Here is a 20,943-nt window from a genome sequence, read left to right on the forward strand (position 1 = left end):
TATTCTTCACAGGTCGTTATGTGAATCTGCATTCCGCGCGATCATGGTTGCCGAGCGAAGGAGCACCATGTCCAACCACCGGCAGCGACGCCTCGAGGAGATCCTCGACCGGCTCGCCGTACGCGGGACCGCCCAGGCCAAGGACCTGGCCGACGAGTTCGAGGTCTCGGTGATGACCATCCATCGTGATCTTGACGAGTTGGAGCGGCGCGGTGCGGTACGGAAGTTCCACGGCGGGGTGACCGTCGCCCGGACCAGGAGCCACGAGATCTCCGCCGCCATCCGGCGCCGCCTCGCCGTGGAGGAGAAGCTGGCCCTGAGCCGATTCGTGGTGGGCCGGATCCAGCCCAACCAGACGATCATGATGGACGACTCGACGACGGTCGAGCCGATCGCCGAGCTACTGGCCGGCACCGGGATCGAGGAGCTGCGGGTGATCACCAACTCGCTGACCGTGATCAATCAGCTGGCCAACGAGCCGGGCGTGATCATCACCGCCCTCGGCGGTCAGTACGACCCGAGCCACGAGTCCTTCCTCGGCGTCGGCGCCGTCGAGTCCGTCCGCGCCCTGCGCTGCGAGTCCCTCTTCGTCTCCACCACCAGCGTGGACGTCGACGGCATCTATCACCAGGAGGAGTCGGTCGTCGCGCTCAAGCTGGAGATGCTCAGATCGGCCCGGCACCGGGCCCTCCTCGTCGACAGCACCAAGTTCACCGAAGCCTCCCTGCACCGGGTCTGCGGCTGGGACATGATCGACGAGCTGATCGTCACCGACCGTGCCCCCGCCGACCAGCTGGCCCGGATCGCCGACAACACCCTCACCCGCATCACCACCATCCCCCTCCCCCTCCCCTAAGAACCCGCCGACCCGGCACAAAAGCAGGCGTTTGGGCGGCGTGTCGCTGCGGTTGTGCCCTGTCGATGCGGAGTGGGGTGGGGGATCGCAGACGCGGTCACTGCCGAGAAGGCCCCGGGGTCGATCGTCGGCCGGCGTGCCTTACGTACCTGGGTCACCACAAGGCCTGAGCCAGTCACCCCCGCCTCGCCCGTCGAACTCGGCCGCGCACCACCGCCAGCCGGCGCCACGGATCCGCGACCGTTCGACCCATCCGCGACCCGAGCACCGGTCGCGGACGCGAGTAACGATCGCGGACGCCGACCGGGTGCGGACGAGGACGGGCAACGAGCACCTGGCATCGCACCAACCCGCACCATTGCTGGCGACCCGCACCCGGCCCGACCATCGCGGGTGCGAGCAACGTTCGCGGACCTGTCGGTGAACGAGGCCCCGGGTCCGATCCGGCGCCCGGCCCGGTCGCCCTTGTCCCGGATCGCCGCGGACGCCGACAACATCCTCACCACCATCCCCCTCCCCCTAACCCCCGCCGACCCGGCACAAAGGCAGGCGTTTGGGCGGCGTGTCCCTGCAGTTGTGCCCTGTCGATGCGGGGTGAGGTGTGGTGCGGGATCTCAGGCGCGGTCACCGGTGGGAGCCCCCGGGATCGATCGCCGACCGGCAGGCCTCTTCCTACCTGGGTCGTCACAGGTCGGAGCAACCACTCCCGCCTCGCCCGTCGAAACCCCGGCCGGTGCCACGGATCCGCGACCGCTCGACCCATCCGCGACCCGAGCAACAGTCGCGGATGCGAGCAACTGTCGCGCACGTCCATCGGGCGCGGACGGGAACGGGCGAACGCGTGCTCGGCGCTGCAGGCCCCCGGCATCCCGTAGGCGACCGCTCCCACTCGGCCGCGACCCGACGAACCGCCGCGGCAGCCACATCGGATGCCGACGCGGATCAGGCGAACGCCAGCCCGGCCCGGTCCGGCCCGCATCGCGTGCGCCACCGATCCACGCAGCCGCGACCCGACGAACCGTCACGGCCGCGAGCAACGGTCGCGTACGCCAATCGGACGCGAATCGGGCGGGCCCGCAGGTCACCTCCACCCCGTACGCGACCGTTCCACTCAACCGCGACCCGAGGAACAGTCGCGGATGCGAGCGGCGGTCGCGGATTCGCGGGCTGCGGGTGCGGCCGCGGCGGCGCGATGAGGGTGGGGAATAGGGGGAAGGGTGGGGGTGTTGGGAGGGGCGTAGTAGTTGAATGGTAAATTAAATGCGTGAGGAGAACGGTCATGCAGTTCGGAATCTTCAGCGTCGGCGATGTGACGACCGACCCGACGAACGGCCGTACCCCGTCGGAGGCGGAGCGGATCAAGGCGATGGTGCGGGTCGCGCTCAAGGCCGAGGAGGTCGGCCTCGACGTCTACGCGTCCGGTGAGCACCACAATCCCCCGTTCGTCCCGTCGTCGCCGACCACCATGCTCGGCTACATCGCGGCCCAGACGTCCAAGATCATCTTGTCCACCGCGACGACCTTGATCACGACCAACGACCCGGTCAAGATCGCCGAGGACTACGCGATGCTGCAGCACCTGGCCGACGGCCGGGTCGACCTGATGATGGGTCGCGGCAACACCGGTCCGGTCTACCCGTGGTTCGGCCAGGACATCCGCAACGGGATCGAGCTGGCGATCGAGAACTACCACCTGCTGCACCGGCTGTGGCGGGAGGACGTGGTCGATTGGGAGGGCAAGTTCCGGACCCCGCTGCAGGGCTTCACCGCGACGCCGCGCCCGCTCGACGGCGTGCCGCCGTTCGTCTGGCACGGCTCGATCCGCAGCCCGGAGATCGCGGAGCAGGCCGCCTACTACGGTGACGGGTTCTTCGCCAACCACATCTTCTGGCCGACTGATCATTTCCAGCGGTTGATCAGCCTCTACCGTCGCCGGTACGAGCACTACGGCCACGGCACCGCGGACCAGGCGATCGTCGGGCTCGGCGGCCAGGTGTTCATCCGGCCCAACTCCCAGGACGCGATCCGCGAGTACCGGCCGTACTTCGACAACGCTCCGGTGTACGGTCACGGCCCCTCGCTGGAGGACTTCATGGCCCAGACCCCGCTCACCGTCGGCAGCCCGCAGCAGGTGATCGAACGGACCCTGACGTTCCGGGAGAACTTCGGCGACTACCAGCGGCAGCTGTTCCTCGCCGATCATGCCGGACTCCCGCTGAAGACCGTCCTGGAGCAGCTGGATATCCTGGGCGAGCAGGTGATTCCGGTGCTGCGCAAGGAATTCGAGGCGCTCCGGCCGGCCCACGTGCCGGACGGGCCGACGCACGCCGCGCTGGTCGCGGAGCATGATCAGCAGTCGGCGACCGAAGCCGAGTCGAGCACCCCGGAGACGGAGATCAGCCGAGCATGAAGTCCACCGAAACGATCATGGCCATCTCGGCCGGTCTCAGCCAGCCGTCGTCGACCCGGCTGCTGGCCGACCGGCTGGGAGCCGCGACCCAGCGGGCCCTGTCCGACCGGACGGTACGGATCGAGTCGGTCGAGCTCCGCGAGTACGCCCACGAGATCACCGATCACCTGCTGACCGGGTTCGCCGGGCCGAACCTCAAGGCGGTGCTCGACGAGCTGGCCGAGGCGACCGCGCTGATCGCGGTGACGCCGATCTTCAGCGCCTCGTACTCGGGCCTGTTCAAGTCGTTCTTCGACATCGTCGATCCCGACCTGCTGGTCGGCAAGCCGGTGCTGCTCGGCGCGACCGGCGGCACCGCCCGGCACTCGCTGGCCCTGGAGTACACCGTCCGGCCGTTGTTCAGCTACCTGCGCACCCGGCCGGCGCCGACCGCGGTCTTCGCGGCCACCGACGACTGGGGCCAGGTCCGCGGCGGCGGCACCGGCTCGGACCGGCACCTGACCCAGCGGATCGAGCGGGCGGCGGTCGAGTTCGCGGCCGTGATCACCGGGACCCGGTTGCCGGCGGCCGACGATCCGTTCGAGGATCCGGTGCCGTTCGAGCAGCTGCTCGGCCGCGGCGACCTGGGCTGATCCACCCCGGGCCCTTCGACCGGCTCAGGGAACCTTGGGGCGGGTGTGCCAGAGCCAGATCAGGCCGATCACCGGCAGGATCAGCGGTACGAATCCGTACCCGATCCCGTAGCCGGACCAGACGGTCGCGTGCGGGAAGGCGGTCGGGTCGAGCAGGCTCAGCGTTCCGACGGTGAGGACGCCGGCCAGTTCGATCCCGACGGCGACCCAGGCGATCCGGCGGGAGGTCCGGGTGCCCAGGCCGAGCGTGATCGTGGCGACCAGATAGATGACGGCGGCCAGCGCGGACAGCAGGTAGGCCACCGGCGCCTCGCCGAACCGGGTCGCCAGCTGCAGCCCGGCCCGGGCACCGGCCGACAGGGCGAACAGCCCGTAGACGGCGACCAGGATCCGGCCCGGGCCCTTCCGCGTGCTGCCCGGCTGCGGCTCGGTCAAGCGGGCCCCCACAGGTCGAGCAGCCGCAGGGTCATGGCCAGCACAGCGAACGCGGCGACCGCGAGCACCCCGCCCGCGTACCGGCTGCGGTCGTTCAGGGCCCACACGGCCGCGATCGGGACAATCAGGGCGATGACGATCAGATAGCCGACGGTGGTCCCGAACTCGATCGGCTGGTGGCCCTGGGCCAGCAGCACGACCGCGACCACGGTCTGGGCCAGCGCGGCGGCCTCGAGCACGGCGCCGGCGATCAGCTGGGCACGGCCGACCGGCTTGTTCAACGCCAGCGTCGTGACCCCCCAGACCGTGCACACCAGGCCCAGTCCGATCACGATTCCAGCCAGCACGGGGTTCATCCGCGGCGTCTCCTCTCTCGGAGCAGCAGGCTACCCCGCGGCGTTTCCCAGGTAGGCTCATGGTCCATGCGGATCCTGGGGTACGACAGCGGCGCGCTCGCGTTCCGTACCCTTCTCGGCCATGGCGCCGATCCGTTGACCGCCGGACTGCCCCACGGTTACGCCACCGTTGGACCGCTTGACGCCCGCCGGGCCGGCGACGGCCAACTCGAACTCGACCTGAGCGTCACCCGCGCCGGCCAGGCCAAGCCCGCGCCGAACGGCCCGCCTCCGGTCGATCCCGAACTCGACCTCGAGGAACTCGCCCGCAACGGCGAGCACCCGGTGACCCGGCAGCGCGTCGCCGGCTACGGCCTGATCACCTCCGACCACGGCCTGCTGGTGACGGAGTACTCGCACCGCACCAATTCCGCCGGTGACTGGGGCCTGCCCGGCGGCGGGATCAAGGACGACGAGCAGCCCGCCGAGGCGGTGGTCCGGGAGGCGTTCGAGGAGACCGGCCAGCGGGTCGAGGTGGACGAGATGATCGTCGTGCACAGCTCCCAGTGGATCGGCCGGTCGCCCCATGGCCGGCTGGAGGACTTCCACGCGATCCGGCTGGTCTTCCGGGCCCGCTGCGTCGATCCCGGCGAGCCGGTCGTGCACGACGTCGACGGCACCACCTCGGACGCCCGCTGGATCCCGCTCACCGACTGCACGAAGCTGCCCTGGCGGCGCGGCTGGGACCGGCTGATCCCGGCACTCCTCGGAGTCGCCACCGGGTAGGGTCGCCGGATGCTCGTCACGGGGTACGACGGCGACCGGATCGCCTTCCAGCACGAACTTGATCATGGTGTCGACCCGCTCGAGCTCGGCCGGGCCGACGGCTACCGCGCCCTCCGGCCGCTGGCCGCGCACCGGCTGCCGACCGGCCGGCTGACGCTCGACCTGGCCGTCGCTCCCACCGAACCGGGCCCGCCGGCCGAGCCCGCGCCGGCGCTGCAGGACCGCGACCTGGACCGGAGCGAGTTGACCTCGCCGCCGAAGCCCCGGCAACGGATCGCCGCCTACGGGCTGATCACCTCCGAACGCGGCCTGCTGGCGACCGAATACTCCGACCTGACCAGCGTCGCGGGGCTGTGGGGACTCGCCGGCGGCGGAGTCGAGGACGACGAGCAGCCGGTCGAGGCGCTGACCCGGGAGGCGTACGAGGAGGCCGGCCAACGGGTCGAGGTGGCGGAGCTCTTCATGATCAACAGCGGCCGCTGGATCCGCCGGCCGCTCGGCCCCGGCCTGCCGCAGGACCTGCACACGATCCGGCTCTTCTACCGCGGCTGGTGCGCCGAGCCGGTCGAGCCGGTGGTCCACGACGTCGGCGGTACGACCTCGGCGGCACGCTGGGTCCCGCTCGACGCGCTGTCCGAGGTGCCCTGGGCCGGGCGACTGCACGCGCTGATCGAGTCCGCGCTGTCCATCGGCACCAACTAAGTCCTCACGTCGGGTGGTGGGGCGGTGCTCTGCCGTACGACGAGCGTGGTCGGGATGGTCCGCGCCCCGACGCCGGCCGCGTCAGGATCCTCGAGCAGCTGCAGCAGCAGCGCGATGGCGGTGCGGCCGATCTCGGTGAAGTCCTGGTGCACGGTGGTCAGCGGCGGCCAGTAGTAGGCCGATTCGGGCGTGTCGTCGAAGCCGGCCACGCTGATCTCCCCCGGGACCGTACGACCGCCTTCATGCAGCGCCTGGATCAGGCCGAGCGCCATCTGGTCGTTGGCGGCGAACACCGCGGTCACGTCGCCCCGCCCCGCGAGCTCCCGCCCCTGCCGGTAGCCGGACTCGGCGGTCCAGTCGCCGGCCAGGACCGGCGGCGGCTCCAGCCCCGCCTCGCGTAGCGTGCCGGCCCAGCCGCGGGTCCGGTCCGCCGCCGACGCGGACTCGGCCGGCCCGGCGAGGTGCCAGACGTTGGCGTGGCCGAGCTCGAGCAGGTGCCGGGTCGCCAGCCGGGCACCGCCCTCCTGATCGGCGTCGACCAGGCTGAGCTGGGCGCCGGCACCGGTGTTGACGACGACGACCGGCACGTCACCGGGCAGCGTCACGTCGGCGTCCTCCAGCAGGTGCGGCTCGACGGTGACGATGATGCCGTCGACGGCCTGTTCGCTGAGCCGGTCGATCGCGCCGGAGACACCGCCGGGCGTCGCGGTGATCGGGAACAGGGTGATCGAGTACTGCGCGGCCGAGGCGGCCAGCACGATCTCGTCCAGGGTCCGCATCATGCCGAAGCTGGTCAGGTAGGACGTGATCACGCCGATCGCGTGGAACCGGCCGGCCTTGAGCGCGCGGGCCGCCCGGTTCGGCCGGTAGCCCAGCTCGGCCATGGCCTGCCGGACCCGCTCCCGGGTCGCGGCGTCGACGTTGGTCCGGCCGTTGGCCACCCGGGAGACGGTCTGGGTCGACACCTCGGCGCGGCGGGCCACGTCGGCCAGCGACGGCCGCCTCGCGTTCATCGCCGTACCTGTTCGCAGGGCCTCATCGGCGGTTCAGCGGGAACTCGGCGAGCCCGTCGAGTTCAAGGGTGGTCACCGACCAGGCGTCGACCGGAAGTTCGGCGACCGACCCGGTGACCGGAAGCGGCGCGTGCTCGGCGAGGTGCCGGCCCGGCGCCGTACTCCAGCAGCGGATCGCGGCGCCGCCCGACGGCAGCCGCGGGAAGCCGGACAGGTCGAGCCGGAGCAGCGCCGGATCGGCGTGGCCGTTGACGTGGACGACGACCAGCCGGTCCGGCTCCGGACCGAGCGCGGCCACCGTGTCCATCCCGCCGCTGTCGGTCCTGGTCGTGATCAACTGCGCACCGGGCCGGATGAACCGCGAGAACTGCGCCATCACCCAGTACTTCAGGTTGCGCCGGATCGGCTCGCGCGCCGGGTCGGCGGCGGCGAAGTCGACCTGGATCAGTCCCCAGTTCTGGTTCTCGATGATCATGTTCCGGTGATCTTCGATCGCCTGCCAGAACACCCAGGCCCGCGGCCGCAGCTCGGTCAGGTCGCCGATGATCTGCCGGGCCAGTGCCAGCCCGGGCCGGATGTCGTCGAAGTCCAGCGGCAGCCCGCCGGGCCCAAGATCAACTTCGGACATCCAGAGCGGTTTCCCTGCCTGTACGGCGATCTCGCACACCTCGGGCCGGCGGGCGACGCCGTAGCTGTGCACGTTGAGCTGACCGACCGCGGCCCGCGCCTCGTCCGTCCAGCCCTCCCAGTCGGCGATGAAGTGGGCCGGGTCGGTCTCGTCGGGGCCGGCAATGATCACGTCGTCCAGGCCGGCCGCCCGGAGCTCCTCGGCCAGTTCGATGATGATCTTGGACTGGGCCCGGGGATTCCAGTGGCAGCCCTCCTGACGGTTCAAGGCGTGCCAGTACGCTGTGTTCGGCTCGTTGACCGGCGACAGCGTACGGAGCGGAATGCCGTCGACCTCGATCAGTCGCCTGGCCACCCCCGCCAGGTAGCGGGCGAAGCTGCGGTACTGGTCCGGCCGCAGGTTGTCGTGACCCGGGTCCTCGTGCCCGGAGACGTACCCGCTCGCGGTCATGAAGTACGGCGGCGAATTGGAGAACGCCTCGAACACGTCCGCACCGCGATCACGCGCGGCCCGCAACCACCAGCGCTGGTTCGGGTCCGGGTCCACCGCCCAGTGCCCTTGATCATCCGGATCCCACCAGTCGCGCTGATCGGGCCCGGGCCGGCCTGCGGCCGAGGGTTCCGCCAGCCCGTGGTGCGGCGCGCGGGTCCGTGGCCACGGCGGTTCCGGGACCGGCCCGATGCCGGCCGGCCGCCGCCACCAGCCGGGAACGTCCGCCCCGGCCCGCAGGTACGGTTCGGTCTCCGGGCTGTCGCCGCCGCCGATGTTGTACCGGGCGATCGTGAAGCCGAGCCCGTCGTGGCCGAACAGCGCGTCCGCGAGTTCGCTGCGGATCGGCTCCGGCCAGCCGCCGGTGGCGTGCGCGAACCAGGCCAGGGCGGTACCCCAGCCCTGGAACGGCTCACTCGGATCCGAGGGATCAAGCCACACCGTTGCCATTGACCGATTAAAGCAAAGGGACACGCCCCGGTGGGGATCTCCGACCGCGCCGCGAACGGGAGCCAGCCGGCGCGGTCGCCACCGAAACCTGGTTGCGATGCCTCCCACCGCCCCGAAGACTTGGTCCATGACTGAGCCGACGCAAGAGACGCAGGAGTTGCCCGAACGATCCTTCGGCTGGTGGGACATGTGGGTCAGCCCGGAGGAGGACCCCCGGGACGACAGCACGTTGGTCGGCGAGCACGCGGTCCTGACCGGCTACCTGCGCAACTATCGGCTCACCCTCGAACTGAAGTGTTCCGGCCTGGACGCCGAGCAGTTGGCCCGCCGCTCGGTGCCGCCGTCGAACCTCTCCCTGCTCGGCCTGATCCGGCACCTGGGCCAGGTCGAGCGATCATGGTTCCGCAACGTGATGGCCGGCGAGGACGCCCCCAACCTCTACCCGAACGCGGCCGGCGAGGACGACGACATCGACGGTGCGACGGCCGATCCGGCCGCGGTCGAGGAGGCCTGGCAGAACTGGCGCGCCGAGGTGCAGAACGCCGAGGCGTTCGTGGCCGCCGCGCCGGACTTCGACCTCACCGACCCGAAGGGCGAGAACAACCTCCGCGACGTGCTGGTGCACATGATCGAGGAGTACTCCCGGCACATGGGCCACGCCGACCTGCTCCGGGAGCGCATCGACGGCCGGGTCGGCCAGTAGCGGTCAGACCGACGTATCGACGTCGCCCAGCAGGTCCTGCCGGGTGAGCACGCCGGTCGGCTTGCCGTCGTCCAGCACGAGCAGCGCGTCGTTGCCGACCAGCACCTCGACCGCCGCGGCCACCGGCTCCGTGGCACCGATGGCCGGCAGCGACGGCTCCAGGACGGACTCGACCGAGTCGGCCGGCCGGGCTTTGTGGGTGAACAGCTTGTCCAGCAGGCCGCGCTCGCTGACCGAACCGACCACCTCGGCCGCCATCACCGGCGGTTCGGCGCGGACCACCGGCATCTGGGAGACGCCGTACTCACGCAGGATGGCCACCGCCTCGGCGATCGTCTCGCCGGGGTGCGTGTGCACCAGGGACGGCAAGCTGCCGGACTTCTCGCGCAGGACGTCGCCGACCACCCGGCCGGTCTCCGGCCGTTGGGCGAACCCGTACCGGCTGAGCCACTCGTCGCTGAACACCTTGGTGAGATAGCCGCGGCCCGAGTCCGGCAGCAGCACGACGATGACGGCGTCAGGGTCGTCGAGATCGGCGGCCAGCCGGAGCGCGGCGGCCGCGGCCATGCCGGACGAGCCGCCGACCAGCAGCGCCTCCTCGCGGGCCAGCCGCCGGGTCAGTTGGAAGGAGTCGGCGTCGGAGATCTCGATCACCCGGTCGCAGACCTCCCGGTCGTAGTTGGCCGGCCAGAAGTCCTCGCCGACCCCCTCGACGAGGTACGGCCGGCCGGAGCCGCCCGAGTAGACGGAGCCGGCCGGATCGGCCCCGATCACCTGGACCCGGCCGCCGGAGATCTCCTTGAGGTAGCGGCCGGTACCGCTGATCGTGCCGCCGGTGCCGATGCCCGCCACGAAGTGGGTGATCCGGCCCTCGGTCTGTCGCCACAGCTCCGGCCCGGTGCTCTCGTAGTGGCTGGCCGGGTTGTTCGGATTGCTGTACTGGTCCGGCTTCCAGGCGTCCGGGATCTCGCGCACCAGCCGGTCCGACACCGAGTAGTACGAGTCCGGATGATCGGGCTCGACCGCGGTCGGGCAGACGACGACCTCGGCCCCGTACGCGGCGAGCACGTTCCGCTTGTCCTCGCTCACCTTGTCCGGGCAGACGAAGACGCAGCGGTAACCCTTCGACTGGGCGACGATGGCCAGCCCGACGCCGGTGTTGCCACTGGTCGGCTCGACGATCGTGCCGCCCGGCTTGAGCTTGCCCTCGCGCTCGGCGGCCTCGATCATCTTCACGGCGATCCGGTCCTTCACCGAGCCGCCGGGATTGAGGTACTCCACCTTCGCCAGGACCAGCGGCCGCAGCCCCTCGGTCACCGTGGACAGCTTCAGCAGCGGGGTGTTGCCGACCAGGTCGATCAGCGAGCTCACGTACTCCACGGAGCGCAATCTATCCGGAAAATTGGCGAGGGCCGCCACTCCCGTCGGAGTAACGGCCCTCAAGTTGGGGGGTCGAGCTGCGCGGAGACTACCGTCGCAGATAGGACAGCAGGCGCAGGATCTCGATGTAGAGCCAGACCATGGTAACGGTCAGGCCGAACGCACCGCGCCACGACTCGCTGGCCGGCGCGCCCATCGCGACGCCTCGTTCGATGTGATCGAAATCGAGCACCAGGTTCAGCACCGCCAGCACCGCGCCGAGCAGCGAAACGCCGACCGCCAGCAAGCTGACCGGGCCGGTGCCGCCGTCACGGAGGCCGAGGTTGATGCCGAACAGGGAGAGCACGAAGTTCAGGCCCAGCGCCACGGCGAAGCCGATGGTCGCAAGGACCACGATCTTCTGGAACTTCGGGGTGACCCGGATGTTGAAGATCTTGTACGCCGCGAGGGTGACGCCCGCGGCGGCGAAGGTGCCGAGCACGGCCTGGATCACGATGCCGGGGTAGAGCCCCTCGAACCAGAAGCTGAGCGCTCCCACGAAGACGCCCTCGATCACCGAGTACGCGAGCACCAACGGCGGCGAGACCTTGCGGCGGAACGAGACCAGCAGCACGGTGACGAAGCCCACCAGGCCGGAAACGATCATGAGCGGCAACATGGCCGTGAGCGGGATGACACCGGAGCCCAGTCCGTACATCGTGACCGCGGCCGCGGCGATGACCAGGCCGATGGTGATCACGGACTTCGTGATGACGTCGTCGAACGTCATCCGTCCTTCGGTGTTGAGGGGCGGCTGCCCGCCGCCGACATATCCCTGCGGTTCCGAGCCGTAGCCCGGCTGCCCGTAGCCCTGTTGACTCCCCGGGGTGAACGCGTCCTGCCGTGACAGGATCGGGTTCGAACTACGCAACATCCTGGGTTCCTCCTGTACCCGGCATCGAAGGTGCCGGTCTGAACGAGTCCTCAGTCTATGCAACACCCTCTGTGGCCCCGATTGTTCCGCCCTGGGAATCGGCTAAGAACCATCCTTGGCCCAGGCCCGGTGCGTTGTCCACAACCGGGCGTTACAAGCGTGTGTCGTCCACAGATCTTTGCATGGCCGAACGATGCGCCCTCGGTCGGCCCAGAGTCCCGGTCATGGAGAGAGCATCAGAGCGAATCTGTCTAGTTTGCTTGACTTGCGCCCGTCTAGTCGACTGGAACTAAGATGGGCAAGGAGCTTCCGACCCGAGTGGTGATCAAGCGACTCACGGGCGCCGGCTTCGTCCGGATCCGAGGCGAAGGCAGCCACAGCTGGTGGAGGAACCCCGACACGGACGTCGGTGTGTCGGTCCCGGACGGTCACCGGACGATCAGTCCCGGCGTCGTTCGCAAGATCGACCAAGCGATCACCGAATCGGAACGCCGCCGGCGAGAGGAGAAGACGTGACGACCGCCCACATCGCGGAGATCAGCCGCGACGGACGCTGGTGGATGATCAAGATTCCCGAGATCAGCGGTCTCACCCAGGCGCGGCGATTCAGCGAGATCGAACGGATGGCCCGCGAACTGGTCGCCGTCACTCTCGACGTGAGGATGTCCGAGGTCGCCGTGGAGCTTCGGTTCGACATCCCCGGCGTGGCTGACCTTCAGGGCAGGGTCGACAAGATCCGCGCCGAGAAGGCCGAAGCCGCCAGGCTCGAGGCCGACGCGGTCGAGGAGAGCCGCCGGGTCGCCCAGGAACTTGTCGACGCCGAGGTCCCGCTGCGCGACGCAGGCGAGATCCTCGGCGTCTCCTATCAGCGCGTGCACCAGCTCGTGAGCTGACCACACCGGCTCGCGCGCATCAGAGGTGCGGCTGCACCAACTGCAGGTAGCGCTCGCTGAGGGTGTCCACCACCTGCTGGTACGGCTGGGCCCAGAGGTCGGCGTTGAAGATCTCGACCTCCACGTCGCCCTGGTAGCCCGCCGCGGCGACGGCGCGGGTGAACGAGGCGAAGTCGATGTGGCCGTCGCCCATCATGCCGCGGGCGAGCAGGGTGTCCGGCGGCAGCGGGGTGATCCAGTCCGAGATCTGGTAGCTGACGATCCGGTCGGCGGCGCGCGCGATCTGCTCCTCGACGCCCGGCTCCCACCACAGGTGGAAGGTGTCGACGATGACGCCGACGTGTTCGGCCGGGAAGCGGTCGGCGATGTCGAGGGCCTGGCCGAGGGTGGAGATCACGCCGCGGTCGGCCGCGTAGATGGGATTCATCGGCTCGATCCCGAGCCGGACCCCGCGTTCGCTCGCGTACGGGACCAGCCGCTCGATCGCCTCGACCACGCGGGCCCGGGCACCGGCCAGATCACGATCGCCGGCCGGCAGCCCGCCGGGCACCAGGCAGAGCGTCGCCGCGCCGAGCCGGGCGGCCTCGTCGATGGCGGCCCGGTTGTCCAGGTGGGCCTGTTCCACGGCTTCCGGTGCAGACGCGGTGAAGAAGCCGCCCCGGCACAGCGACGACACCCGCAGCCCGGATTCCTTGATCAACTCCGCGGCACGGTCCAGCCCGACCTCGGCGACCGGCTCGCGCCAGACGCCGATCGAGGTCAGGCCGGCGGACCGGCAGGCCTCGATCGCCTCGGCCAGGGTCGCGTTGGCGACGGTGCGCTGGTTCAGCGAGAGCCGGCTCAGCCGGTCGCCCGTCACCGGCGGACCCCGGCGGTCTCGAGCACCAGCGCCAGCCGGTGCGCGGCGAGTTCGGGGTCGGGCAGCAGCCCGGCCTCGTTGGCCAGCTCGAAGATCCGGCCCAGGTGGATCGGCGACCGGGCCGACTGGAGCCCACCGATCATGGTGAACCCGTCCTGCAGCCCGGACAGCCAGGCGGTGAACGCGATGCCGGTCTTGTAGTAGAAGGTGGGCGCGGCGAAGATGTGCCGGCTCAGCTCGAGGGTCGGCGCCATCGCCTGGTCGTACCCGTCATGATCATCGCGGTCGAGCGCGGCCAGGGCCGCCGAGGCCGCCGGCGCGATCGCGGCGAACGCGCCGAGCAGCGCGTCCGAGTGGTGCTCGCCGTCGCCCTTGATCAACTCGGGGTAGTTGAAGTCGTCGCCGGTGTAGAGCCGGACCCCCTCGGGCAGCGCGGCCCGCAGACCCTTCTCGTGGTCGGCCGACAACAGCGACACCTTCACGCCGTCGATCTTGGCCGCGTGGTCCTTGATCAACTCCAGGAAGGTGGCGGTGGCGGTCGGGACGTCGGTAGATCCCCAGTAGCCGCGCAGGTTCGGGTCGAACGCCTCCCCCAGCCAGTGCAGGATGACCGGCTCGGTCACCTGGCCGAGCAGGCTGTCGTACACCTGCCGGTAGTCCTCGGCCGAGGCCGCGATCTTGGCCAGGTGCCGCGAGGCCATGATGATCACCTGTGACCCGGCGCCCTCGACGAACGCGATCTGTTCCGCGTAGGCGTCGGTCACCTCGGCCAGCGTGGTCAGCTCGTCCTTGTGGTCCGTGCCCGCCCCGGAGGCGATCCGGGCTCCCAGCTCGCGGGCCTGGGCGGCACTGCGGGTGATCAACTCCTGGACCGCGGGCCAGTCGATGCCCATGTTGCGCTGCGCGGTGTCCATCGCCTCCGCGACGCCGAGCCCGTACCGGAAGAGATGCCGGCGGAACCCCAGCGTCGCGTCCCAGTCGACGGCCGCCGGAGCCCCCGGTACGTTCTCGCCGCGCGGGTCGGCGATCACGTGCGCCGCGGCGAACGCGACCCGGCTCCGGTACGGCTCCGGATGATCAACCCACTCCCCCGGCGCCCGCAGCGTCAGCTCCCGCCAGCTCCCGTCGGCCAGCGGCACCGCGACCGCGGATCCCTTCAGCAGGGTCATGACCCGAGCTCGATCCGCCGGCCCTCGCGCGAGGAGGCGTAGCCGGCGTCGGCGAGCCGCAGCCCGCGCACTCCGGCGGCGAAGTCGTACCGGTGCGGCTGGCCGGCGTCGACGTTGATCAAGAACTCTTCCCACTGGGCCCGGAACCCGTTGCCGAACTCGTCGTTGTCCGGGATCTGGTGCCACTGGGACCGGAAGTCCTGGTCGGTCGGCTCGTCGGGATTCCAGACCGGCTTGGGGGTCTGGGTGCGGTGCTGGACACGGCAGCCGAACAGGCCGGCGACGGCCGAACCCTCGGTGCCGTCGACCTGGAACTCGACCAGTTCCTTGCGGTCGACCCGGACCGCCCAGGAGGAGTTGACCTGCGCGATGATGCCGCCGTCCAGTTCGAAGATCGCGTACGCGGCGTCGTCGGCCGTGGCCTGGTACGGCTTGCCCTGCTCGTCCCAGCGCTGGTCGATGTGGGTGACCGCCTTGGCCAGCACCGACTGGACGCTGCCGAAGAGGTTCTCCAGCACGTAGTTCCAGTGGCAGAACATGTCCAGCACCATGCCGCCACCGTCCTCGGCGCGGTAGTTCCAGCTGGGCCGCTGGGCGGGGATCAGGTCGCCCTCGAAGACCCAGTAGCCGAACTCGCCCCGTACCGAAAGGATCCGGCCGAAGAAGCCGGAGTCGATCAAGCGCTTCAGCTTGAGCAGGCCCGGCAGGTAGAGCTTGTCGTGCACGACGCCGTTGATCACTCCGGCGGACGCGGCGGCGCGGGCCAGTTCCTCACCCTCGGCCACACTCTCGGCGATCGGCTTCTCGGTGTAGATGTGCTTGCCGGCCTGGACCGCCTTCAAGATCGACTTCACCCGCTCGCTGGTCACCTGGGCGTCGAAGTAGATCGTCGCCTCGGGATCGGCCAGCGCCTCGTCGAGGTCGGTCGTGTAGCGCTCGATGCCGTGATCTTGAGCCATCCGCGCGAGCTTTTCGCTGTTCCGGCCGACGAGTACGGGCTCGACGGTGATCCGGTCGCCGTTCGGCAACGCGACCCCGCCCTCGTCGCGGAGGGCGAGGATGGAGCGGAGCAGGTGCTGCCGGTAGCCCATCCGGCCGGTCACCCCGTTCATGATCACTGTGTAGCTGCGCGTCGGCATGGCGTCCTCATCGTTCGAGTTGGAAAACGCTTACCATCCTAGTGGCGCAAAATCGGGTCACGCAAGTCCGATTCCCGCACCGGAAGCACAAACCGCTTCCGGCCAGGACCGGAACGGCCGTAAGGTCAGGCAGAATGGTTCGGCACGCCAGCGTGGGTCGTGCGATCGGCCCCCGTAGCCCAATCGGCAGAGGCACGCGGCTTAAACCCGCTCAAGTATGGGTTCGAATCCCATCGGGGGCACTCGGGGCACAGCCCGCCGCCTCAAGCGGACGAGGCGGTGAGCCCGCAGCGGGCTCCCGGCGCAGGTTGACCAGCCCGGTCGCAACCACGGTGAGCAGCAACCCGACGCCGGTGAACACGGTGAAGGGCTCGCCGTACAGGGCGACACCCCAGCCCGTGGTCACCGGCGGCACCAGGAACATCAGAGCATTCACCCGCGTCACGCCGATCCGCCGCAACAGCAGCCAGTACAGGGCGTAGCCGCCGAAGGTCGGCAGCACGATCAGCCAGCCGACAGCGAGCCAGAAGCGCACCGACGCCGGCGGCACCACCGTTCCGGTCGCCACGGCCAGCACGGCGAACACGACCGCCGAGGCCATCAGGTGGATCGCCAGCGCGCGGAGCGGCGGCATCGACCGCTCGGCCCGCCGGTCGACGAAGGTGGCCGCGACCATGCAGAGCATCCCCGCGAACGGAATGAGATAGGCCCAGCTCGGCGCCGTAGTGCTCGGATCGCCCGCATCGGCGACCGCGACCACGACCACGCCGGCCAGGCCGACCAGCAGGCCCAGCCACTGGCGGCGGCCGACCACGACGCCGAGGATCGGGCCCGCCAGGGCCGCGATGACCAGGGGCTGCAACCCGTCGACCAGGGCGGTCGTTCCGGTGCTGACCCCGAGCGCAATGGCGGCATAGGCCGTGAGGACGTAGCTCGACTGGGACAGCAGCCCGACCACGACCTGCCGCAGGTACTCACCAGGAGCGGGCCGGGCGGCGGACCGGGTCAGGGCCAGCAGCAGCGGAGCCACGATCAACCCCAGCGGCAGGAAGCGCCACAGCAGCAGCGTGAACACCGAGGCGTCGGCACCGCCGAATTTGGCCCCGATGAACCCGGACGACCAGCACAGCACGAAGGTCAGGCCCAACCCGGCGGTCAGCAACGAGCCACGCGCCGGTAAACCGATCGGTATAGTCACGATCGCCACGCTATACCGATCGGTATAGTTTGGCTATACCGGTCGGTGTAATATCGGCATCATGATCGAGGCGATCGACTGGACCCCCAAGGCGCGGGCGATTCTGCGCGCGGCCTCCGAGCTCTTCTACGCCGAGGGCATCCACGCGGTCGGCGTCGAGGCGATCGCTGAGCGGGCGGGCGTGACCAAGAAGACGCTGTACGACCGGTTCGGGTCCAAGGACCGGCTGGTGGTCACCTACCTGACCGAACGCGACCGCGAGTGGCGGCTCGTGCTCGATGCGCGACTGGACGCGGCCGGCACGGATCCGGCAACGCGGCTGGCCACTCTGTTCGACGCCTCGGCGGACTGGCACGACGAACGCGGCGGCAAGGGCTGCAGCATGATCAACGCCTACGCGGAGATCAGTGACCCGGCACACCCGGCCTACTCCGTGATCATCGACCAGAAGCGGTGGATGCACGGCTTCCTCCGGGACCTGGCGGCGGACGCCGGCGTGAGCGATCCGGAGCGGGTCGGCGCGGAGTTGATGTTGCTGCACGAGGGCGCGCTGGTGGCGACCGGGATCGGCGTGATCAAGAACGCGTTCGCCGCCGCCCGCGACGTCGCGCTGGACCGGCTGGCCGGCAGCTAGTCACTCAGTTCGGCAGGGTGGCGCCGAGCCGGGCGGCGGTGTCGCTGCCGGGGCGCGGGAGATAGATCACCAACTGCAGACCAGGGGCGTCCGCGGGAACGAGCCGGTGCTGCTCGAAGATCAACTCGCCCACGCCCGGCGGCTGGAACCGGCGTTCCCGGGTCTCGAACCGGCCGACCTCGTGCTGGTCCCAGGCGGCCGCGAAGTCCGGGCTCTCCTGGCGCAGCCGGGCGATCAGCGCGGCCTGGGCAGGCTGGCCGAACTGGGCTCCGTGCTCGGCGCGGTACTCGGCGAGGAACTGCCGGCTGGTCGTCAGCCAGTCCGGCAGCATCTGCCGTACCCGCTCGTCGGTGAAGATCAACACCAGCAGATTGCGATCATCGGCCGGCAGCCGGTCGACGTCGGGATAGAGCACCAGGTAGGCCCGGTTCCAGCCGACGATCGTCCAGTCCGGCGCCAGCGCGAAGGCGGGCGCCGGCAGCTGGGCGTCCAGCAGCCGCTGCAGATGGCTCGGCAGCTCGGCCGGGACGGTCTCGGGGTCCGGCGGATCGGGCGTGAGGCCGGCCAGCGTCAGGACGTACCCGTGCTCGACGGCGGACAGCCGCAACGTCGCCGCGATCGCGTCGATCACCTGCCGCGACGGGTTGATCTCCCGGCCCTGCTCCAGCCAGGTGTACCAGGTGATGCTGACCCCGGCCAGGAACGCGACCTCTTCCCGGCGCAGCCCGATCGGGCCGCCGCGACCGGCGTCCGGCAGACCATGATCAGCCCGCACCACCTGGGCCCGCCGGTGCCGGAGCAGGGCGGCCAATTCCTGCCGTCGATCACCGGCCCTCTCCATGCGCGGAAGGTATCACCGAGACTGCTAGCAGCGGCGCCGTCTTCTCCTTCGGCCCGCCGGGTGGGGCAATGGGAGCATGCCAGCACTTCGCTCCGACACCGTGACCCGCGGCCGTACGATGGCCGGCGCCCGGGCCCTGCTCCGGGCAGCCGGGGTCGCCGCCTCCGACTTCGGCAAGCCGATCATCGCGGTGGCCAACAGCTTCGTCGAGTTCGTTCCCGGCCACACCCACCTGCAGCCGGTCGGCCGGATCGTCAGCGACGCGATCGCCGCGGCGGGCGGGATCCCGCGCGAGTTCAACACGATCGCCGTCGACGACGGCATCGCCATGGGCCATGCCGGGATGCTCTACTCGTTGCCGTCGCGGGACCTGATCGCCGATTCGATCGAGTACGTGGTCGAGGCGCACCGGGCCGACGCCCTGGTCTGTATCTCCAACTGCGACAAGATCACACCGGGCATGCTGATGGCGGCGCTGCGGCTGAACATCCCGACCGTGTTCGTCTCCGGCGGGCCGATGGAGGGCGGCTCGGCCACCCTGGCCGACGGCACCGAGCGGGACGGGCTGAACCTGATCACCGTGATCGCCGACTCGGCCGCCGACGCCGTCTCCGACGATGATCTTGCCCGGCTCGAGGAGCAGGCCTGCCCGACCTGCGGCTCCTGCTCCGGCATGTTCACGGCCAACTCGATGAACTGCCTGACCGAGGCGCTCGGCCTGGCCCTGCCCGGCAACGGGACCACGCTGGCCACCCACACCGACCGCCGGAAGCTGTACGAGAGCGCGGGCGCGACCGTCGTCGAGCTGGCCCGGCACTACTACGACAAGGACGACGACTCGGTGCTGCCGCGCCGGATCGCCTCCGCGGCGGCCTTCGAGAACGCGATGAGTCTCGACCTGGCGATGGGCGGCTCCACCAACACGGTGCTGCACCTGCTCGCCGCCGCGCACGAGGCCGGGCTTGACTTCGGGCAGGCCGACATCGACGCGCTGTCCCGGCGGGTGCCGTGCCTGTGCAAGGTGGCGCCGAACGGTCCGTACCTGATCGAGGACGTGCACCGGGCGGGCGGCGTACCGGCCCTGCTCGGCGAACTGGACCGGGCCGGACTGCTCCGGCGCGACGTGCGCAGCGTGCACTCCGATGATCTTGGTTCCTGGCTGGCGGCCTGGGACGTGCGCGGCCCGGCACCAACGCCTGAGGCCGTCGAGCTGTTCCGGGCGGCGCCGGGCCGGGCCCGCTCGGCGGTGGCGGGGTCGCAGTCGAAGCGCTGGCCGGAACTCGACCTCGATCCGGCGGCCGGTTGCATCCGGGATCGTGCGCATGCGTACACGCAGGACGGCGGGCTGGCCGTGCTGACCGGCAACCTGGCACCCGACGGCGCCGTGATCAAGACGGCCGGGGTGCCGGAGCCGCTGTGGACCTTCACCGGGCCGGCGGTCGTCGTGGAGTCGCAGGAGGCCGCGGTCGAGGCGATCCTGTCCGGCCGGATCACGGCCGGCGACGTGATCATCGTCCGGTACGAGGGACCGCGCGGCGGGCCCGGGATGCAGGAGATGCTCTTCCCGACCGCGTACCTGAAGGGACGCGGGCTGGCCACGTCATGCGCACTGATCACGGACGGCCGGTTCTCCGGCGGCAGTTCCGGGCTGTCGATCGGGCACGTGTCGCCGGAGGCTGCCGCCGGTGGGCCGATCGCACTGGTCCGCGACGGCGACGTGATCATGATCGATCTGCCGGGCCGGCTGATCACGCTCGACGTGCCGGAGCAGGAGCTGGCCCGCCGGCGGGACGAGCTCGAGAGCTCCGGTGGCTATCGTCCGGTCGAGCGGGACCGGGTGGTGTCCGCAGCCCTGCGCGGCTACGCGGCGACGGTCACCTCGGCCGATCGCGGTGCGGTCCGCGACGTGTGATGATCATGGTTCCGGCAGCACCTCGGCGAGGCGGCGCAGGGCCCGCTTGATCTGGGCCGGGCTGCGGCCGCGCTCCTCCCGCTGGAACCGGTAAACCTCGGGCGCGAGCGGCGCCAGCAGCGCGTCGATCAGGGCGTCGTCGCGGATCCCGGACTCGCGGAGCAGGCTGGCCACGAACGTCCGCCAGAACCCATAGGCGCCGGTACGGAAGCGCGCCGCGCCGACCTCCGCACCGAGCACCAGCGGCAGGTGCTGCTCGAGCAGGTCCACCATCGCGCCGTAGAAGGCGGCGAGCCGCTGCCGGGGCCCGGCGCCGGGGCCGAGCGGCGGCGGCCCGGACAGCAGACCCTCCTGCAGCGTGCGTTCATGATCATCGAGCAATGCGGTGGCCACCGCCCCGAGGTCGGGATAGCGCCGGTACAGGGTCCCGCGCCCCACCCCGGCCGCCGCGGCCAGCTCCCCCATCGTCAGCTCGGCTCCGCGTTCGGCGAACAGCTGCTCGGCCGCGCGCAGGATCCGCTGCCGATTGGCGGCGGCGTCCGCCCGCTCGGGCCTACTCACAGCCG

The 20,943-nt window shown here is 70.4% G+C and carries 22 protein-coding genes and 1 tRNA gene; 11 read left to right on the top strand and 12 right to left on the bottom strand.

Translation table 11 applies throughout. From position 1 onward, the window contains the following. Positions 1–67 precede the first annotated feature (67 nt). From ACFQU4_RS19450 to ACFQU4_RS19460, 3 genes are all read left to right on the top strand, one after another. Positions 68–856 carry a DeoR/GlpR family DNA-binding transcription regulator gene (locus ACFQU4_RS19450; RefSeq protein ID WP_377494913.1) on the top strand — a complete coding sequence of 263 codons (789 nt, stop codon included), beginning with the start codon at positions 68–70 and terminating at the stop codon, positions 854–856. Between the two features lie 1,279 nt (positions 857–2,135). Then, positions 2,136–3,266: an LLM class flavin-dependent oxidoreductase gene (locus tag ACFQU4_RS19455; RefSeq protein ID WP_377494915.1), complete on the top strand. Its 1,131-nt coding sequence runs from the start codon at positions 2,136–2,138 to the stop codon at positions 3,264–3,266. Further along, positions 3,263–3,898 carry an FMN reductase gene (locus ACFQU4_RS19460; RefSeq protein WP_377494917.1) on the top strand — a complete coding sequence of 212 codons (636 nt, stop codon included), beginning with the start codon at positions 3,263–3,265 and terminating at the stop codon, positions 3,896–3,898. Before ACFQU4_RS19455 ends, ACFQU4_RS19460 begins: the two co-directional genes overlap by 4 nt. Positions 3,899–3,922: 24 nt before the next feature. On the opposite strand, the gene ACFQU4_RS19465 is transcribed toward ACFQU4_RS19460, so the two are convergent. Together ACFQU4_RS19465 and ACFQU4_RS19470 are read right to left on the bottom strand one after the other, a co-directional pair. After that, on the bottom strand, positions 3,923–4,333 hold the full coding sequence (locus ACFQU4_RS19465; RefSeq protein WP_377494919.1) for a hypothetical protein: 411 nt from the start codon (positions 4,331–4,333) through the stop codon (positions 3,923–3,925). Next, the gene (locus ACFQU4_RS19470) at positions 4,330–4,689 is read right to left on the bottom strand and encodes a hypothetical protein (protein WP_377494921.1); all 360 of its coding nucleotides are present in this window, start codon (positions 4,687–4,689) and stop codon (positions 4,330–4,332) included. Before ACFQU4_RS19470 ends, ACFQU4_RS19465 begins: the two co-directional genes overlap by 4 nt. A 66-nt stretch (positions 4,690–4,755) precedes the next feature. Here ACFQU4_RS19470 and ACFQU4_RS19475 point away from each other — a divergent pair, with 66 nt between their 5' ends. Together ACFQU4_RS19475 and ACFQU4_RS19480 are read left to right on the top strand one after the other, a co-directional pair. Next, entirely contained in the window at positions 4,756–5,454 is a 699-nt protein-coding gene (locus tag ACFQU4_RS19475) for an NUDIX hydrolase (protein ID WP_377494923.1), read from the top strand. 9 nt (positions 5,455–5,463) lie between these two features. Beyond that, positions 5,464–6,156, top strand: a complete 693-nt coding sequence (locus ACFQU4_RS19480; RefSeq protein WP_377494925.1) for an NUDIX hydrolase — start codon at positions 5,464–5,466, stop codon at positions 6,154–6,156. On the opposite strand, the gene ACFQU4_RS19485 is transcribed toward ACFQU4_RS19480, so the two are convergent. Beyond that, positions 6,153–7,169, bottom strand: coding sequence for a LacI family DNA-binding transcriptional regulator (locus ACFQU4_RS19485; protein WP_377494927.1), 1,017 nt, complete (start codon positions 7,167–7,169; stop codon positions 6,153–6,155). The genes ACFQU4_RS19480 and ACFQU4_RS19485 overlap by 4 nt on opposite strands. A 22-nt stretch (positions 7,170–7,191) precedes the next feature. Then, complete coding sequence (locus ACFQU4_RS19490; protein WP_377494929.1) at positions 7,192–8,736, bottom strand: glycoside hydrolase; 1,545 nt, start codon at positions 8,734–8,736, stop codon at positions 7,192–7,194. A gap of 127 nt (positions 8,737–8,863) precedes the next feature. On the opposite strand from ACFQU4_RS19490, the gene ACFQU4_RS19495 reads away from it, so the two are divergent. Further along, the gene (locus ACFQU4_RS19495) at positions 8,864–9,439 is read left to right on the top strand and encodes a DinB family protein (protein WP_377494932.1); all 576 of its coding nucleotides are present in this window, start codon (positions 8,864–8,866) and stop codon (positions 9,437–9,439) included. Between the two features lie 3 nt (positions 9,440–9,442). On the opposite strand, the gene ACFQU4_RS19500 is transcribed toward ACFQU4_RS19495, so the two are convergent. Both ACFQU4_RS19500 and ACFQU4_RS19505 read right to left on the bottom strand, forming a co-directional pair. Further along, positions 9,443–10,819 (bottom strand): cystathionine beta-synthase, encoded by a 1,377-nt coding sequence (locus ACFQU4_RS19500; RefSeq protein ID WP_377494934.1) that lies wholly within the window; start codon positions 10,817–10,819, stop codon positions 9,443–9,445. Positions 10,820–10,907: 88 nt separating this feature from the next. Beyond that, positions 10,908–11,732, bottom strand: a complete 825-nt coding sequence (locus ACFQU4_RS19505) for a Bax inhibitor-1/YccA family protein (RefSeq protein WP_377494936.1) — start codon at positions 11,730–11,732, stop codon at positions 10,908–10,910. Positions 11,733–12,026: 294 nt separating this feature from the next. Between ACFQU4_RS19505 and ACFQU4_RS19510 the strand changes: the two genes are divergently transcribed. After that, entirely contained in the window at positions 12,027–12,248 is a 222-nt protein-coding gene (locus ACFQU4_RS19510; protein ID WP_377494938.1) for a type II toxin-antitoxin system HicA family toxin, read from the top strand. Next, positions 12,245–12,625, top strand: a complete 381-nt coding sequence (locus tag ACFQU4_RS19515; RefSeq protein WP_377494940.1) for a hypothetical protein — start codon at positions 12,245–12,247, stop codon at positions 12,623–12,625. Before ACFQU4_RS19510 ends, ACFQU4_RS19515 begins: the two co-directional genes overlap by 4 nt. Positions 12,626–12,644: 19 nt before the next feature. On the opposite strand, the gene ACFQU4_RS19520 is transcribed toward ACFQU4_RS19515, so the two are convergent. From ACFQU4_RS19520 to ACFQU4_RS19530, 3 genes are read right to left on the bottom strand one after another with little or no spacing between them, the layout of a single operon-like run. Next, on the bottom strand, positions 12,645–13,484 hold the full coding sequence (locus ACFQU4_RS19520; RefSeq protein ID WP_377494942.1) for a sugar phosphate isomerase/epimerase family protein: 840 nt from the start codon (positions 13,482–13,484) through the stop codon (positions 12,645–12,647). Continuing rightward, positions 13,481–14,653: a dihydrodipicolinate synthase family protein gene (locus tag ACFQU4_RS19525; RefSeq protein WP_377494944.1), complete on the bottom strand. Its 1,173-nt coding sequence runs from the start codon at positions 14,651–14,653 to the stop codon at positions 13,481–13,483. The genes ACFQU4_RS19520 and ACFQU4_RS19525 overlap by 4 nt, the downstream gene beginning before the upstream one ends. Then, complete coding sequence (locus ACFQU4_RS19530) at positions 14,650–15,792, bottom strand: Gfo/Idh/MocA family protein (protein ID WP_377494946.1); 1,143 nt, start codon at positions 15,790–15,792, stop codon at positions 14,650–14,652. Before ACFQU4_RS19530 ends, ACFQU4_RS19525 begins: the two co-directional genes overlap by 4 nt. Before the next feature lie 168 nt (positions 15,793–15,960). Here ACFQU4_RS19530 and ACFQU4_RS19535 point away from each other — a divergent pair. Next, positions 15,961–16,034: transfer RNA gene (locus ACFQU4_RS19535), tRNA-Leu, on the top strand. Here ACFQU4_RS19535 and ACFQU4_RS19540 read toward each other — a convergent pair. Beyond that, positions 16,004–16,990 (bottom strand): DMT family transporter, encoded by a 987-nt coding sequence (locus tag ACFQU4_RS19540; protein WP_377494948.1) that lies wholly within the window; start codon positions 16,988–16,990, stop codon positions 16,004–16,006. The two genes, ACFQU4_RS19535 and ACFQU4_RS19540, sit on opposite strands and share 31 nt — an antisense overlap. Positions 16,991–17,051: 61 nt before the next feature. Between ACFQU4_RS19540 and ACFQU4_RS19545 the strand changes: the two genes are divergently transcribed. Continuing rightward, positions 17,052–17,624, top strand: coding sequence for a TetR/AcrR family transcriptional regulator (locus tag ACFQU4_RS19545; protein ID WP_377494950.1), 573 nt, complete (start codon positions 17,052–17,054; stop codon positions 17,622–17,624). Between the two features lie 4 nt (positions 17,625–17,628). Here the strand turns inward: ACFQU4_RS19545 and ACFQU4_RS19550 are convergent, their stop codons facing one another. After that, complete coding sequence (locus tag ACFQU4_RS19550) at positions 17,629–18,465, bottom strand: helix-turn-helix transcriptional regulator (protein WP_377494952.1); 837 nt, start codon at positions 18,463–18,465, stop codon at positions 17,629–17,631. A 76-nt stretch (positions 18,466–18,541) separates the two neighbouring features. On the opposite strand from ACFQU4_RS19550, the gene ilvD reads away from it, so the two are divergent. Continuing rightward, entirely contained in the window at positions 18,542–20,377 is a 1,836-nt protein-coding gene (ilvD, locus tag ACFQU4_RS19555; RefSeq protein WP_377494954.1) for a dihydroxy-acid dehydratase, read from the top strand. Between the two features lie 3 nt (positions 20,378–20,380). On the opposite strand, the gene ACFQU4_RS19560 is transcribed toward ilvD, so the two are convergent. Continuing rightward, entirely contained in the window at positions 20,381–20,938 is a 558-nt protein-coding gene (locus tag ACFQU4_RS19560; protein WP_377494956.1) for a TetR/AcrR family transcriptional regulator, read from the bottom strand. Positions 20,939–20,943 lie beyond the last annotated feature (5 nt).

This window comes from Microlunatus sp. GCM10028923 (genome assembly GCF_042666975.1).
GTDB lineage: Bacteria > Actinomycetota > Actinomycetes > Propionibacteriales > Propionibacteriaceae > Microlunatus.

What these genes read in the sequence shown, in the direction of transcription:
- ACFQU4_RS19530 (WP_377494946.1), bottom strand. Translation starts at nt 15,792, where the DNA reads ATGCCGACGCGCAGCTACACAGTGATCATGAACGGGGTGACCGGCCGG.
- ilvD (WP_377494954.1), top strand. Translation starts at nt 18,542, where the DNA reads ATGCCAGCACTTCGCTCCGACACCGTGACCCGCGGCCGTACGATGGCC.
- ACFQU4_RS19460 (WP_377494917.1), top strand. Translation starts at nt 3,263, where the DNA reads ATGAAGTCCACCGAAACGATCATGGCCATCTCGGCCGGTCTCAGCCAG.
- ACFQU4_RS19490 (WP_377494929.1), bottom strand. Translation starts at nt 8,736, where the DNA reads ATGGCAACGGTGTGGCTTGATCCCTCGGATCCGAGTGAGCCGTTCCAG.
- ACFQU4_RS19525 (WP_377494944.1), bottom strand. Translation starts at nt 14,653, where the DNA reads ATGACCCTGCTGAAGGGATCCGCGGTCGCGGTGCCGCTGGCCGACGGG.
- ACFQU4_RS19545 (WP_377494950.1), top strand. Translation starts at nt 17,052, where the DNA reads ATGATCGAGGCGATCGACTGGACCCCCAAGGCGCGGGCGATTCTGCGC.
- ACFQU4_RS19450 (WP_377494913.1), top strand. Translation starts at nt 68, where the DNA reads ATGTCCAACCACCGGCAGCGACGCCTCGAGGAGATCCTCGACCGGCTC.
- ACFQU4_RS19505 (WP_377494936.1), bottom strand. Translation starts at nt 11,732, where the DNA reads ATGTTGCGTAGTTCGAACCCGATCCTGTCACGGCAGGACGCGTTCACC.
- ACFQU4_RS19470 (WP_377494921.1), bottom strand. Translation starts at nt 4,689, where the DNA reads ATGAACCCCGTGCTGGCTGGAATCGTGATCGGACTGGGCCTGGTGTGC.
- ACFQU4_RS19510 (WP_377494938.1), top strand. Translation starts at nt 12,027, where the DNA reads ATGGGCAAGGAGCTTCCGACCCGAGTGGTGATCAAGCGACTCACGGGC.
- ACFQU4_RS19475 (WP_377494923.1), top strand. Translation starts at nt 4,756, where the DNA reads ATGCGGATCCTGGGGTACGACAGCGGCGCGCTCGCGTTCCGTACCCTT.
- ACFQU4_RS19485 (WP_377494927.1), bottom strand. Translation starts at nt 7,169, where the DNA reads ATGAACGCGAGGCGGCCGTCGCTGGCCGACGTGGCCCGCCGCGCCGAG.
- ACFQU4_RS19480 (WP_377494925.1), top strand. Translation starts at nt 5,464, where the DNA reads ATGCTCGTCACGGGGTACGACGGCGACCGGATCGCCTTCCAGCACGAA.
- ACFQU4_RS19455 (WP_377494915.1), top strand. Translation starts at nt 2,136, where the DNA reads ATGCAGTTCGGAATCTTCAGCGTCGGCGATGTGACGACCGACCCGACG.
- ACFQU4_RS19550 (WP_377494952.1), bottom strand. Translation starts at nt 18,465, where the DNA reads ATGGAGAGGGCCGGTGATCGACGGCAGGAATTGGCCGCCCTGCTCCGG.
- ACFQU4_RS19495 (WP_377494932.1), top strand. Translation starts at nt 8,864, where the DNA reads ATGACTGAGCCGACGCAAGAGACGCAGGAGTTGCCCGAACGATCCTTC.